Source organism: Cohnella xylanilytica, from assembly GCF_014212175.1.
In the GTDB taxonomy this organism is placed as follows: domain Bacteria; phylum Bacillota; class Bacilli; order Paenibacillales; family Paenibacillaceae; genus Cohnella; species Cohnella xylanilytica.
This window is the reverse complement of record NZ_JACJVR010000087.1, coordinates 25,953-39,865: the sequence shown is the minus strand read 5'-3', so window position 1 is coordinate 39,865 and position 13,913 is coordinate 25,953. Positions and strand designations below refer to the sequence as shown.

10 protein-coding genes and 1 tRNA gene are annotated in these 13,913 nt (G+C 60.5%); 1 reads left to right on the top strand and 10 read right to left on the bottom strand.

Annotated features, from left to right (window positions below; genetic code table 11):
- Window positions 1-27: 27 nt before the first annotated feature.
- The 10 genes from H7B90_RS22720 to H7B90_RS22675 all read right to left on the bottom strand — a co-directional run bounded on the left by H7B90_RS22720 (window position 28) and on the right by H7B90_RS22675 (window position 13,501).
- Entirely contained in the window at window positions 28-960 is a 933-nt protein-coding gene (locus H7B90_RS22720) for an ABC transporter permease (protein WP_185138186.1), read from the bottom strand.
- Between the two features lie 79 nt (window positions 961-1,039).
- Window positions 1,040-2,533: an ABC transporter substrate-binding protein gene (locus H7B90_RS22715; protein ID WP_185138185.1), complete on the bottom strand. Its 1,494-nt coding sequence runs from the start codon at window positions 2,531-2,533 to the stop codon at window positions 1,040-1,042.
- Window positions 2,534-2,712: 179 nt separating this feature from the next.
- Window positions 2,713-4,227 (bottom strand): response regulator transcription factor, encoded by a 1,515-nt coding sequence (locus H7B90_RS22710; protein WP_185138184.1) that lies wholly within the window; start codon window positions 4,225-4,227, stop codon window positions 2,713-2,715.
- Window positions 4,199-6,151, bottom strand: coding sequence for a sensor histidine kinase (locus H7B90_RS22705; protein ID WP_260411161.1), 1,953 nt, complete (start codon window positions 6,149-6,151; stop codon window positions 4,199-4,201). Before H7B90_RS22705 ends, H7B90_RS22710 begins: the two co-directional genes overlap by 29 nt.
- 201 nt (window positions 6,152-6,352) lie before the next feature.
- Window positions 6,353-7,645 carry a phosphopyruvate hydratase gene (gene eno, locus H7B90_RS22700; protein WP_185138183.1) on the bottom strand — a complete coding sequence of 431 codons (1,293 nt, stop codon included), beginning with the start codon at window positions 7,643-7,645 and terminating at the stop codon, window positions 6,353-6,355.
- Window positions 7,646-7,772: 127 nt separating this feature from the next.
- Window positions 7,773-9,305: a 2,3-bisphosphoglycerate-independent phosphoglycerate mutase gene (gene gpmI / locus H7B90_RS22695; protein WP_185138182.1), complete on the bottom strand. Its 1,533-nt coding sequence runs from the start codon at window positions 9,303-9,305 to the stop codon at window positions 7,773-7,775.
- Between the two features lies 1 nt (window position 9,306).
- Entirely contained in the window at window positions 9,307-10,062 is a 756-nt protein-coding gene (gene tpiA, locus H7B90_RS22690; protein ID WP_185138181.1) for a triose-phosphate isomerase, read from the bottom strand.
- Window positions 10,063-10,072: 10 nt separating this feature from the next.
- Complete coding sequence (locus tag H7B90_RS22685; protein ID WP_185138180.1) at window positions 10,073-11,254, bottom strand: phosphoglycerate kinase; 1,182 nt, start codon at window positions 11,252-11,254, stop codon at window positions 10,073-10,075.
- A 102-nt stretch (window positions 11,255-11,356) separates the two neighbouring features.
- Window positions 11,357-12,364 carry a type I glyceraldehyde-3-phosphate dehydrogenase gene (gene gap, locus H7B90_RS22680; RefSeq protein ID WP_185138179.1) on the bottom strand — a complete coding sequence of 336 codons (1,008 nt, stop codon included), beginning with the start codon at window positions 12,362-12,364 and terminating at the stop codon, window positions 11,357-11,359.
- 114 nt (window positions 12,365-12,478) lie between these two features.
- Complete coding sequence (locus H7B90_RS22675) at window positions 12,479-13,501, bottom strand: sugar-binding transcriptional regulator (RefSeq protein ID WP_185138178.1); 1,023 nt, start codon at window positions 13,499-13,501, stop codon at window positions 12,479-12,481.
- A gap of 227 nt (window positions 13,502-13,728) precedes the next feature.
- Here H7B90_RS22675 and H7B90_RS22670 point away from each other — a divergent pair.
- A tRNA-Arg gene (locus H7B90_RS22670) sits at window positions 13,729-13,803 on the top strand.
- Window positions 13,804-13,913: the final 110 nt, after the last annotated feature.

The window sequence follows — 13,913 nt, the reverse complement described above, 5'->3', positions numbered from 1 at the left end:
GCTTCCTCCTTTCTAGGCTCGGGCGAATTAGAACAGCGCGCTGTCTTTGTCGAGCTTGCGCACGACGTAGTTGGAGATCATGACGAGGACGAAGCCGACGATCGATTGATACAGGCCGGCCGCGGTGCTCATGCCGATCTCGCCCGTCGTCTTGAGGCCGCGATAGACGTACGTATCGATAACGTTCGTCACCGAGTAGAGCGTGCCGGAATCCCGGGGCACTTGATAGAAGAGACCGAAGTCCGCGTAGAAAATTTTGCCGACCGCCAGCAGCGTCATGATGATAATGATCGGCTTGAGAAGGGGAAGCGTGATGTTGCGGACCTGCTGCAGCTTGCTCGCCCCGTCGATCATCGCCGCTTCGTAGAGCGACTTGTCGATGCCCAGGATGGAGGCCAGATAGACGACGCTGCTGTAGCCGATCGACTTCCAGAGGTACACGAAGATCAGAATATACGGCCAATAGGTCGGATCCGAATACCATTGCATCGAATCGACCCCGAAATAACCCAATATGTGATTCAGCAATCCGCGGTCCATGCTCAGGAAGCTGAACGCGAAGTAGCCGACGATGACCCAAGACAGGAAATACGGCAGGAACATGCTCGTCTGATACAGCTTCGCCAGCTTCTTGTTCACCAGCTCCGAGAGGAGGATGGCCAAGGCGACGGAGAAGACGAGCCCGAGGAAAATAAACGCGATATTATACAGCAGAGTGTTGCGGGTAATGGTATAGGCGGCGTCGGTGTTGAACAGGAACTTGAAGTTGTCCCAGCCGACGTTCTTGCTATGAATCAGGCTGTACCAGAAGCCTTGCCGGCTGAACCGATATTCCTTGAAGGCCGCGACCGTGCCGACAAGGGGCAGATAGGAGAAGCAGAGGAACCAGAGGGCTCCTGGAAGTACCATAAGCAGCAGAACCTTGTTGCGATTGAAGCTGCGGAAAAATGAGCCTGCCATCGTGTCATTATCCCTCCCATAAGTAAAAAAAGATCGGGCGCAAGCTGCCCGCCCGATCTTCTTCTTTGTCTCGCCGAACTTACTTGTTCGCGGCCGCCCAAGCGTCCAGCTGGCTTTGCGCTTCGGCGATGACCTTGTCCAGTCCGGCCTTCTTGAACTCGTCGATCGCCTTCGGCAGGAACGTGGCCGGGTCGACGGTACCGGTCATCAGCGATGCCCAGAACTGCTCCTTCACGTTCTGAACGGCCGTCATCTCGGTCGCAACCTTCGTGCTGTCGAAGTTGAAGCCCAGGATCGGGGAAGGCTTGCCTTCCGCGTTGAACTTCTTGAACTGGTCCCACTTGTCGTCCGGGTCGCCTTCGTTCAGGTACAGAAGCATGTTGTTGCCCAGCGAGTAGGACGGCATGTTGTAGTTCTGGGAAGCGTCCAGGTTCTTCATGTGCTTGTCGTCGATCTTCTCGTAGTGAGTGCCTTCGGTGCCGGAGTCGACCATGTTGCGGAGCACCGGATCGGTGTTCAGCAGGTTCAGGAACTCCATCGCCTTCTCCGGATGCTCGGAGTTGGCGGAGATCGCCATGATCGAGCCTTGCACCGACGTGTTCGTGATGATCGCGTCGCTGGCCGGCTTCGTGGTGACCGGGTAGCCGTAGGAAGCGGACCAGAGGTTCTCCGCGAGCGGCTGCGTCTGAGCGCGGTCCAGCAGCCACTTGCCGGAGGTCGTCAGGTCGCTCGTCGAGCCCGTCGTCGCGGCTTCCGGAGCGACATAACCCGCCTTGTAGTACTTATGCATCGTCTCGAGCGCGGCCTTCATCTCGCTCGTCTCGAGGATGTTGACGACCTTCATGTCCGACCCGTCCAGCTTGACGGCCATCGGCATGTTCGTCACGAGATAGTCGTACGGAACGTAAGGAACGTAGGTTTTGTCCATCGCGAACGGAGTCACTTCCGGCTCCTTCTCCTTGATGGTCTTCAGGAGCGGCTCGAGGCTCTCCAGGGTGCGGACCCCGGACGTATCGAGCTTGTACTTGTCCACGAGATTCTGGTTGAAGCGCCACACTTCAAGCTGCGGAAGCTCCTTGTTGGCCGGAATGCCGTAGTTGTGGCCGTCGACCTTGGAGCCGCTCAGGAAGCCCGGATCGATCGTGTTCTTGATGCCTTGGCCGTATTTGTCCAGCAGCTCGTCGAGCTCGAGGAACGCGCCCTTGCGCACGTTCTGCACGTAGTCGAAGCCGCCGGCCGAGGTGAACAGAATGTCCATCGGTTCGCCCGAAGCGACCAGCACTTGCATCTTCTGCGAGTAGTCGCCCCAGTCGATCATCTTCATCTTGATCGTCGCGTTGATCTTCTCTTTGGTATACTTGCTGACTTCCGCCATGACCGTGTCGACGTCTTTCTGCGGCGTGCCGATCGTGTACCAGATCAATTCGACCGGCTTCCCGGCGTTGCCGGAGCCGCTTCCGGAGCCCGCCGCTTCCGGTTCGTTGTTGCCGTTGCTGCCGCAGGCGCTAAGGACGAGCGAGAACGCCGTCGTTGCCGCCAGGAGCAACCCTGCTCTCTTTTTGATTTTGCTCATCTGTTGCAATGCCCTCCCCGAAGTAAGTATCTCTTACATGCCATTAACTTTAAATCATGAAAGCAGTTTCAAATAGACGACAAACTTAATAAGTCCGTGTTCAAATTAAAGAAAGACTGCCCGAAGGCAGTCTTGGCAAACCGGCAGCGCTCTATCCGTCTCTTCCGGCGCGGGCCGCTTCAGTGCAGCCCCTTGAATTCGGTCGGGGAGATCCCGACGAACTTCTTGAATTGCTTGTAGAAATACCCCGTCTCCCAATAGCCCACCTGCCGCGCGATATCGTGCACCTTAAGGGCGGACGTCTTCAGCAGCCTCTTCGCCTGTTCGATCCGGTACTTGTTGATGTGCTCCGTGAAGCTCTCCCCGATCTCCTTCTGGAAGAGCTGGCCCAGGTAGACCGGATGAATGTGGAACCTCGCCCCGAGCGCCTTCAGGGACAGGTCGTCGGCGTAATGCTCTTGAATCTCGCTCAGCACTTGAAGAACGACGGGACTTCGGGCGTCCTTCGCCAGCGAATCCACGCAGCGGCCGGCCACTTGGCGGACGGCTTCGGACAGCTCGGCATAATGGGAGGCCGCGTTCGCCTGCCCGATGCCGGCCGCGAACAGCTCCGGCTCGTCCGCGTGCTTGATCGACTTGAGCTCCATCTTGAAGCGGATAATCAGCTCCAGGGCCACCTCCTGAAGCTGGGCCGGCGTCATTCCTTCCATCGCCCGCAGACGTTCGAAATCCGCGGCGATCGCTTCCGACAGCTTCTCCTTGTCCCGGGCGACCAGCAGCTTGCGATAGCCTTCCCAATCGATCGGGAAGTCGACGAGCTCCGCCTTCTTGAGGGGAAGCGTGTCCTCGTAGTCGATCCAATCCCGGTCGGGATCGATCATGAAGAACTCCTGCGCCTTCTTCGCCTCGCGATAGCTGGCCGATATGGACGAGCGAAGCGGATGGGGACCGCCGAACGACAATCTCGCGGGCGCGCCGATCCGCCTGAGCGTCCGGGCCAGCTCCGTCCGGTCCTCGTCCGGGGAGGACAGCTCCGCCAGCACGACGATATCCCCGTCCAGGTCCCGGAACGGGACGGCCTGACGGCGTCCCTCGAAGGCGGCGGCGAGCTGCGCGAGCGCTTGCTCCTGCGCGTCGATGTCGAACGGTTCGCGCCGCAGAAGGGCGACGATTCCGTACGGCGCCTCCAGCGAGAGGCCCAGCAGCTCCGCCCTCTCGGCGAGCTCGGACTCGGAGATTCGGTCGTTCATCCACCGATACAGCGTGTTGTCCCGCATGATCTGAACGTTGGACTGGAGCAGCCGCGCGTCGGACCGGGAGCTGAGAAGCTTGTCGGCCGCATTGCGGAGGGTGTCCTGCAGCTCCTTCACGTTAATCGGCTTGAGCAAGTAATTCTCGATGCCCAGCTTCAGCCCTTCCTTGAGGTAGTCGAACTCGTTGAACCCGCTCAGAATAATCGCTTTCAAGTCCGGGCGCGGCTCGCGAGCCTGACGGATCAGGTCCAAGCCGTTCAGGAACGGCATGGAAATATCGGTGATCAAGATATCCACCGGAGTGTACCGGATGCGCTCGAGCGCCTCTTGCCCGTTCTCCGCGCTTCCGACGATCTCCAGGCCGAAGGCCGCCCAGTCGATGGCATCCATCAGTCCTTCGATAATGAACGGTTCATCGTCCACGAGAAATACTTTGAACATCGCGGCTCGCTCCCCCCTTCTCTCTATTCGCCCGCTCTGTATCCGCCCGCTCTCTATCCGCCCGCTCCGTATCCGCCCGCTCCGCATCCGCCCGTTCCTTCTCGGCCCGTTCCTTTTCAGCCCGGCGGCCCGGATGAGGGAATTCGATCGCCACGATCGTCCCTTCCGCGGGATCGCTGTCGATCCGGACGCCGTATTCGGGTCCGAATGTCAGCTTCAGCCGCTCATGCACGCTGCGGAGACCGAACGAGCTTCCTTCCGCCTCCGGGTAATCCAGCTCCGACTGAATCCGTCTCAGCTTGTCGGGCGGAATCGGGCGGCCGTCGTTCCACACCCGTATCCGCACGTTCTCTCCGTTCTCCGCTTCGATCCGGATGCGATTGTCGCCGCGGTTGGATTCCATGCCGTGCATGACGTAATTCTCCACGATCGGCTGCAGCAGCAGCTTGGGAATCTTGACGGAGAGCAGCTCCGGCGGACAATCGATCTCGAACGCCATCCGGTCTTTATACCGAATACGGAAGAGCTCCAGGTACAGCCGGCACATCTCCAGCTCTTCGCCCAGCGTGCATTCCGCCGCAGCTCGAACCGAGCTGCGGAACAGCTTGGCCAGGCTGTAGATCATCTCCCCGACGTCTTCCGCCCCTTGGGACAGCGCGCGCATCCGGATAACCTCGAGTGTGTTGTAGAGAAAATGAGGGTTCACCCGGGCTTGAAGCGCGGCCAGCTCCGACTGCCGGAGCCTGATCTCGGCCTTGTATTCCCGGTCGATCATCCGGTTAAGCTCCTCCACCATATCGTTGAAGCTGCGGGAGATCTGGCCCAGCTCGTCCTCCCGAGGGTCCTGAAGCCGGGCGCTCAAGTCCCCTCCTTCCACCTTCCTCATGAACCGGACGATCTTGTTGGTGCGCTTCGAGATGCTTACGATCAGAAGAGATGGAACAATGACGGCGAACAGGATGCACAGGGCGGCGATGAGGACGATCGTATTTTTCAGGCTCTCGTAAGACTTCGCCATCTCGCTCTTGGGCATGATGCCGACGATCTGGTACCCGGCGGAAGCCGATTGCAGAGTCGAGACGTAAGAAGGCTCGTCCAGGTCGGCCGTCGGCTGGAAGGCGCCGATTCGATCCATATACGGGTAAGGATGCCCGTAATAGCGCCCGGAGGAATCGAACATGACTTGGCCTTCCGGAGTAAGCGCCAGAATCGTGCCTTTGAGCGGCTTGGAAGCGCTGAGCAGAGCCTGGCGAACCATCTCCGAATCGAAATACACGATCAGCTGCCCGATGTTCTTAAGCGTGTTCTTGTCGTTAATTCGGCTTCGCATGGAATACAGGCGGGTATCCCATTGCCCGATCAGCTTGCGAACCCATATGTTGGGGGTGGAAGCGTTTGCGCCTTCCTGAGACATCATGTCCGGGATATAGGAGCGGGCCGCGTTCGTCTGGTACAGCTTGGGCGATCCTCCGGACTTGTAGACGTACAGCATCTGCTTGTCCGCGCTGTAGACGATGATATCCCGAATATCCGAATCCGCCTCGAACTTGTCCCCGAAGTAAGTGATCGCGTTGACGGTGCTGCCGGTTCCTCCGGCGTAGCCTTCGCCCAGCCGATATTGGATGTATTGCTGATAGGAATGCTTCAGCAGATAGGAGATGTTGTCGGAGAGAAGGGTGTCCCGGTAGCTGTCCTGCACGACGGATTGCACCCACTCGTACTTCTGCTGCAGGTACAGATTGACGCGATCCATCGCTTCCCGCTGGTCGTCGAGCTGGTTGCGGACGATCGACCCGGAGATGAAGTTGAACAGAAAGTAGGAGAACCCGATAACCGTCAAAATAACGATGACCGCGAACACGAAGATCACTTTGACGAACAGGTTGTTCTTGATGTAGTTGCCGTAGATCCTTCCCAGCCTCATCGCGGGCCATCCCTCGCTGTCTGTCTTGGGGCGTGTTATTCGAATATTATAACATGAACGAGGCCGGGAACGTCCCATTTGCCTAATAACTGTCGTTCCTGGAAGAAAGGTGTGTCATTATGAAAAAAAAATCCCCAAGGCCCGCCGCCTATCCGGCGTTCCTTGGGGATTCGTTATGAGAGAATGCGTGACCCGGCGAGCTTATTTGAAGTTGCGCAGGTTGTAGAACGCGGACTTGCCGGCGTATTGAGCCGTGGAGCCCAGGCGGTCTTCGATGCGGAGCAGCTGGTTGTACTTCGCCACGCGGTCCGTACGGGACGGAGCGCCGGTCTTGATCTGGCCGGCGTTGGTAGCGACGGCGATGTCGGCGATCGTGCTGTCTTCGGATTCGCCGGAACGGTGGGAGATAACGGCCGTGTAGCCGGCGCGCTTCGCCATCTCGATCGCGTCGAACGTCTCGGTCAGCGAGCCGATCTGGTTAACCTTGACGAGAATCGAGTTGCCGATGCCCTTCTCGATGCCTTGGGACAGACGCTCGGTGTTCGTGACGAACAGGTCGTCGCCGACGAGCTGAACTTTGTCGCCGAGCTTCTCGGTGAGCAGCTTCCAGCCTTCCCAGTCGTCTTCGGAGCAGCCGTCTTCGATCGTGATCAGCGGGTATTTGTCTACCCAGCTGGCGAGCAGGTCGACGAACTCGGCGGAGGTGAAGGACTTGCCTTCGCCTTCGAGGTGGTACTTGCCGTCCTTGTAGAACTCGGTGGAAGCGACGTCCATGCCCAGGAACACGTCGACGCCCGGCTTGTAGCCGGCCTTCTCGATCGCTTCGATGATCGTGGACAGAGCTTCTTCGTTGGAGCCGAAGTTCGGAGCGAAGCCGCCTTCGTCGCCTACGGCCGTGTTCAGGCCTTTGGCCTTCAGAACGGACTTCAGGGCGTGGAAGATCTCGGCGCCCGTGCGCAGAGCTTCCTTGAAGGAAGGAGCGCCGACCGGCAGAACCATGAACTCTTGCACGTCGACGTTGTTGTCGGCGTGAGCGCCGCCGTTGACGATGTTCATCATCGGAACCGGCAGCGTCTTCGCGTTGAAGCCGCCCAGGTAAGCGGACAGCGGGATGTCCAGAGCGTCGGCAGCCGCGCGGGCGACGGCGATGGAGACGGCCAGGATCGCGTTGGCGCCCAGCTTCGCCTTGTTCGGCGTGCCGTCCAGCTCGATCATCTTGCGGTCGATCGCGACTTGGTCCAGAGCGTCGTAGCCGATGATCTCCGGCGCGATGATGGTGTTGACGTTCTCGACGGCTTTTTGAACGCCTTTGCCGAGGTAACGGTCTTTGTCGCCGTCGCGAAGCTCAACGGCTTCGTAAGCGCCGGTGGAGGCGCCGGACGGAACGATGGCGGAGCCGAAGCCGCCGGATTCGAGGGTAACTTCTACTTCAACGGTCGGATTCCCGCGGGAGTCCAGTACTTCGCGTGCGTACACGTCGGAAATGATCGTCATGAGTAAACACTCCTTCATTGGAATAGGTTGAGTTGAGGCCTTTAAGCCCGCTTATGTTTAGCCAAGCTGAATACTTATACGGTGCGAATGCGGATCCGGTCGCGCGGCTTGGCCCTGCATCCGCGAATCAGATCAGCGAGACGCCGGTCATCTCCTTCGGCTGCGGAAGCTCGAGAAGCTTCAGCAGCGTCGGGGCGACGTCCGCCAGGATGCCGCCGTCGCGCAGCGTCACGCCTTGCTTCGTCACGATGCACGGCACCGGGTTGGTGGTGTGCGCCGTGAACGGGCGGCCTTGGTCGTCGATGACCATGTCGGCGTTGCCGTGGTCGGCGATAATGACGGCGACGCCGCCCTTCGCCAGAATGGCGTCGACGACCTTGCCGAGGCACTCGTCGGTCGCCTCGACCGCCTTGATCGTCGGCTCCAGCATGCCGGAGTGGCCGACCATGTCCGGGTTGGCGAAGTTCAGGATGATCGCGTCGTGCTTGTCGGCCTCGATCTCCTTCACCGCCGCGTCGGCGACTTCGTATGCGCTCATCTCCGGCTTCAGGTCATAGGTCGCGACCTTCGGCGAATTGATGAGGATGCGAGTCTCGCCCGGAAGCTGGATGTCGCGTCCGCCGCTGAAGAAGAACGTCACGTGCGGGTACTTCTCGGTCTCGGCGATGCGCAGTTGCGTCTTGCCTTGCTGCACGAGCACCTCGCCCAGCGTGTTGTCGAGCTCCTTCGGCTTGTAGGCGACGAAGCCTCCGACGGATTCGGAGAACAGCGTCAAGCAGACGAAGTACAGGTTCTTCGGGAACTTCTCGCCGCGGTCGAAGCCGCGGAAGTCCTCGTTCGTGAACACGTTCGACAGCTGGATCGCGCGGTCCGGGCGGAAGTTGAAGAACACGACCGCGTCCTCCGCTTCCACGAGGCCGACCGGCTTGCCGTCCGCGCCGACGATGACCGTCGGCATGACGAATTCGTCCATGACCGACTTCTCGTACGATTCCTTCACCGCTTGGATCGGGTCCGTATACGTCGGGCCTTCGCCGTACACCATGGCGCGGTAAGACTTCTCGACGCGGTCCCACCGCTTGTCGCGGTCCATCGCGTAGTAGCGGCCTTGAACCGTCGCGATCTTCCCGACGCCGAGCACTTCGATCTTCGCCTGAAGCTGCTGCAGGTAGCCGACCGCGCTGTCCGGAGCGACGTCGCGCCCGTCGAGGAACGCGTGCACGTACACCTCGGTCAGCCCTTCCTTCTTCGCCAGCTCGAGCAGGGCGAAGCAGTGGGCGATGTGGCTGTGCACGCCGCCGTCGGAGAGCAGCCCGTACAGGTGAAGCTTCTTGCCGTTCTGCTTGGCGTGACGAACCGCGCCGAGCAGCGTCTCGTTCTCGAAGAAGTCGCCTTCGCGGATCGACTTCGTGATGCGGGTCAGGTCCTGGTACACGATGCGGCCTGCGCCGATGTTCAGGTGGCCGACCTCGGAGTTGCCCATCTGGCCTTCCGGCAGGCCGACCGCTTCGCCTTGCGCGGTCAGCTGCGTGTGCGGATACGTCGACCAGAAGCGGTCGAAGTTCGGCTTCTTCGCTTGGGCCACGGCGTTGCCGTGCGTCTCCTCGCGAAGGCCGAAGCCGTCCAGGATGATCAGAGCTACCGGTTTGGGTGCCGCCATCTTACTTCGCCCCCTCGACCAGAGCCACGTAGGAAGCCGGTTCCAGGCTGGCGCCGCCGACCAGGGCTCCGTCGATGTCGGATTGTCCCAGGTACTCGGCCACGTTGTTCGGCTTCACGCTGCCGCCGTATTGAATGCGGACCTTCGCCGCGACTTCCGCGCCGTACAGGCCGCTCACGACGCTGCGAATATACGAGATCGCGTCGTTGGCGTCCGTCGCCGTGGAAGACTTGCCCGTTCCGATCGCCCAGATCGGCTCGTACGCGATGACCACTTGCGCGGCTTGCTCCGCGGTCAGGCCCGCGAACGCCGCTTCCGTCTGGATGCGGTTCACTTCGTTCGTCTTGCCGGCTTCGCGCTCCTCGAGCTTCTCGCCGACGCACAGGATCGGCACGATGCCGTGCTTGAACGCCGCGTGCAGCTTCTTGTTCACGGTCTCGTCCGTCTCGTTGAAGTATTGGCGGCGCTCGGAGTGCCCGACGATGACGTAGTCGACGCCGAGGTCCTTCAGCATGACGCCGCTGATCTCGCCCGTGAACGCGCCGTTGTCTTCGAAGTGAAGGTTCTGCGCGCCGATCTTGAGCGAAGTGCCTTTGACCGCTTCGACGAGCGCCGGCAGCGCCGTGTAAGGAGCGCAGATGACGCTCTCGACGCCGGCGACTTCCGCTTTGCCCTTCACGTCGTTAACGAAGGCGACCGCTTCGGAGACGGTCTTGAACATTTTCCAGTTGCCTGCGATGATCGGAGTTCTGCTCATAGGTTGCACCTCACTTGTCGTTCAGAGCGACGACGCCCGGAAGTGCCTTGCCTTCCATGAACTCGAGCGACGCGCCGCCGCCGGTGGAGATGTGGTCCATCTTGTCGGCCAGGCGGAACTTCTCGACCGCGGCCGCGGAGTCCCCGCCGCCGATGACGGTGTAGCCGGACGTCTCCGCGCACGCCTGCGCGACCGCGCGGGTGCCGTTAGCGAAGTCGTCGACTTCGAATACGCCCATCGGTCCGTTCCATACGACGAGCTTGGAGTTCTTGATGACTTCGGCGTACAGCTCGCGGGTCTTCGGACCGATGTCGACGCCTTCCTTGTTGGCCGGAATGCCGCCTTGACCGACGATCTCCGCGTTGACAGCCGCTTTGAAGTCTTCCGATACGACGATGTCGACCGGCAGCAGGAAGTTCTTGCCGAGCTTCTTCGCCTTCTCGACGAACTCGAGCACCAGATCAAGCTTGGAGTCGTCGCACAGGGACAAGCCGATCTCGTGGCCTTGCGCTTTGAGGAAAGTATAGGAGAGGCCGCCGCCGATCAGGATGTTGTCGGCGATCTCGATCATTTTGTTGATGACGTCGATCTTGTCCTTGACCTTGGAGCCGCCGACGATCGCCGTGAACGGGCGCTCCGGGTTGTTCAGCGCCTTGCCGAGGACGTCCAGCTCCTTCTCCATGAGCAGGCCGGATACGGCCGGCAGGAAGTGGGCGATGCCTTCGGTGGACGCATGCGCGCGGTGAGCGGCGCCGAACGCGTCGTTGACGAAGATGTCCGCCAGGGACGCGAACGCCTTGGCCAGCTCCGGATCGTTCTTCTCTTCGCCTTCGTAGAAGCGCACGTTCTCGAGAAGCAGCACGTCGCCTTCGTTCAGCGCGGATGCCTTCGCTTGAACCGCTTCGCCGACCGCTTCGTCGGCCTTGGCGACCGGCTTGCCGAGCAGCTCGGACAGGCGGGCGGCGACCGGAGTCAGACGCATCTCTTCGACGACTTGTCCCTTCGGACGGCCCAGATGGCTCGCGAGGATGACCTTGGCGCCCTTCTCGATCAGGAAGCGGATCGTCGGAAGAGTCTCGCGGATCCGGGTATCGTCGGTGATCGCCCCGTTCTCGAGCGGTACGTTGAAGTCGACGCGGACGAATACTTTCTTGCCTTTCACGTCGATGTCGCGAATGCTTTTCTTATTCATGGTCAGCTCTCTCCTCCTGCGTAAGTTCTTCGGTTACAAACGGACTTAAAGAGGAGCGCGGAGACTCCTCTTTACAATGCCGCTTGCGGATATGGGCGAATCTTACAGACCTTTGCTAGCGATGTAAGCAGCCAGATCTACGACGCGGTTGGAGTAGCCCCACTCGTTGTCGTACCAGGAGACGACCTTGACCATGTTGCCTTCGACGACCATCGTGGACAGAGCGTCGATCGTGGAGGAAGCCGGATCCGTGTTGTAGTCGCTCGATACGAGCGGCTCGTCGGAGTAGTTCAGGATTCCCTTCAGCGGGCCTTCAGCCGCAGCCTTCAGAGCCGCGTTGACTTCTTCGACCGTTACGTTGACCTTCAGCTCGGCAACCAGGTCGGTGACGGATACGTTCTTCGTCGGTACGCGGAACGACATGCCGTTCAGCTTGCCCTTCAGCTCGGGCAGAACGAGGCCGATCGCCTTGGCAGCGCCCGTGGAGGACGGGATGATGTTCTCGGCAGCGGCGCGGGCGCGGCGCAGATCCTTGTGCGGGAGGTCAAGCACTTGCTGGTCGTTCGTATAGGAGTGGATCGTCGTCATCATGCCCTTGACGATGCCGAACTTGTCGTTAAGCACCTTCGTGAACGGCGCGAGGCAGTTCGTCGTACAGGAAGCGTTGGAGATGATCGTGTGGGAAGCCGCGTCGTACTTGTCTTCGTTGACGCCCAGAACGATCGTGATGTCTTCGTTCGTAGCCGGAGCGGAGATGATGACCTTCTTCGCGCCGCCCTTGAGGTGCAGCTCGGCCTTCTCCTTAGCCGTGAAGATACCCGTCGATTCGACGACGATCTCGGCGCCTACGGAAGCCCAAGGCAGGTTGCCGGGGTCGCGCTCCGCGAATACCTTGATCGTCTTGCCGTTCACGATCAGGGAGCCTTCGCCGACTTCGACGGTTGCCTTCAGGCGGCCGTGAGTCGTGTCATATTTAAGCAGGTGAGCCAGCGTGTTTACGTCCGTCAGGTCGTTGATAGCGACGACTTCTACGTTCGGGTTGTTCAAGGAAGCGCGGAATACGTTGCGACCGATCCGACCGAAGCCATTGATACCGATTTTAACACTCATGAATGGTTCCTCCTTGGAAATCTTTGTTTTATTTTGATCTATTGCAGGCGCAAAAATGCGCCAAGACCACGATTTGCCACCCGGGGGCCGCCTCAAGCGGCGGCCGTCCCGGTCTTACGAGTGGCGCAGGGCTTCCTCGGCGGCGGCTTCGTCGGTGACGAGCACGTCGTCGTGCCCGAACCTCATCACCGCCGCGATCGCCTCGCCCTTGCTGCGCCCGCCGGCCAGCCCGATGACCGTCTCGGCGGCTTCGATGTCCTCGAGCCGCAGGCCGGCGGTGGCCATCCGGTGCACCACGCGGCCGTCCCGGTCGAAGTAGTACCCGAACGCCTCGGCGAGAGCCCCGTCCTTGAGCAGCTCCGCGATCGTCTCCGGGTCGAGCTTCCGGCGGCGGGCCATCGTGACCGCTTCGCCGATGCCGTGCACGACGATGCGGGCGGAGCGGATCATGTCGACCACCTCGCGAACGTTCGGCTCCAGCATGATCGTCTGGTACGCCTCTTCGCTCAGATGGTCGGGCACGTGCAGCATCCGGTAGCGGGCGCCCGTGCGCTTGGCCAGCTCCGAGGCGATCGTGTTCGCCTGGTAGTCGACGCTCTCGCCGAGACCGCCGCGGGCCGGCACGAACCAGTTGTCCGCGAGCGGAGCGCTCACCTTGAAGTGGGCGGCCATCCGCGCCATCGTCGTGCCGCCCATGACGGCGACGACGTCGCCGGGCGACAGCGATTGGCCGAGCACGCGGCTGCCCGCCCGCCCGAGCTCCCGCTTGACGTCGTCCGACTCGTCGGAGTCGCCGGGCACGATGACGACCTTGCGCAGCCCGAACTTCGCGCGAACCGCTTCTTCAAGGTCGGACAAGCCGAACAGCTCCTTGACGAGCGGCTCCATCTCCTCCAGCAGCCGTCTTCCGGCTTCGCTGAGCGTCATCCCCGCCGATCCCGCCTCCAGCAGCCCTTGCTCCCGGAGCAGGTCCAGCTCGGCCCGCAGCGTCCTCTCCGTCAGGTCGAGGCTCGCCGCCAGGCTTCGCCGGCCCATCGTTCCGGAGATCAGGAGGCGGTGCAGAATCTCGTAACGCTTCTGCATGACCGGCAGCAGGTCCGGAATCAGTCTCTTCTGAATATGAAGGATATTCCGCAAAGTTTAGGCCTCCCCTAATGCCGGTTGGCCTCGGCACGATTGCGGGCGGCAAGCTGGACGTAAAATGTCCCGCTGCATCACTTTAAGTCCCACACCCTCATTTTAATGGAACTGCCTCCAAATCGCAAGGGACGCCGTTCAAATATTTGCCCGATATTCATTCCGTTTCCGACTTGCTTTTTGCTTCCCGATCGCCTATAATAATTTTTGCTGTCGCAATTGAACGTGCGCCCGTGGTCCAACGGATATGACGCAGGCCTCCGGAGCCTGAGATTGGGGTTCGATTCCCTACGGGCGCGCCATAACGAATTCGCGAAGCCGTCAATCGGCGCTACGCCATTGACCATCGATCCAAGCCATTGAGCATCGACTCGAGCTGTCGAACATCGAATAGAATACAGCGGAAGCGGCC

What these genes read in the sequence shown, in the direction of transcription:
- H7B90_RS22720 (WP_185138186.1), bottom strand. Translation starts at nt 960, where the DNA reads ATGGCAGGCTCATTTTTCCGCAGCTTCAATCGCAACAAGGTTCTGCTG.
- H7B90_RS22715 (WP_185138185.1), bottom strand. Translation starts at nt 2,533, where the DNA reads ATGAGCAAAATCAAAAAGAGAGCAGGGTTGCTCCTGGCGGCAACGACG.
- H7B90_RS22710 (WP_185138184.1), bottom strand. Translation starts at nt 4,227, where the DNA reads ATGTTCAAAGTATTTCTCGTGGACGATGAACCGTTCATTATCGAAGGA.
- H7B90_RS22705 (WP_260411161.1), bottom strand. Translation starts at nt 6,151, where the DNA reads ATGAGGCTGGGAAGGATCTACGGCAACTACATCAAGAACAACCTGTTC.
- eno (WP_185138183.1), bottom strand. Translation starts at nt 7,645, where the DNA reads ATGACGATCATTTCCGACGTGTACGCACGCGAAGTACTGGACTCCCGC.
- gpmI (WP_185138182.1), bottom strand. Translation starts at nt 9,305, where the DNA reads ATGGCGGCACCCAAACCGGTAGCTCTGATCATCCTGGACGGCTTCGGC.
- tpiA (WP_185138181.1), bottom strand. Translation starts at nt 10,062, where the DNA reads ATGAGCAGAACTCCGATCATCGCAGGCAACTGGAAAATGTTCAAGACC.
- H7B90_RS22685 (WP_185138180.1), bottom strand. Translation starts at nt 11,254, where the DNA reads ATGAATAAGAAAAGCATTCGCGACATCGACGTGAAAGGCAAGAAAGTA.
- gap (WP_185138179.1), bottom strand. Translation starts at nt 12,364, where the DNA reads ATGAGTGTTAAAATCGGTATCAATGGCTTCGGTCGGATCGGTCGCAAC.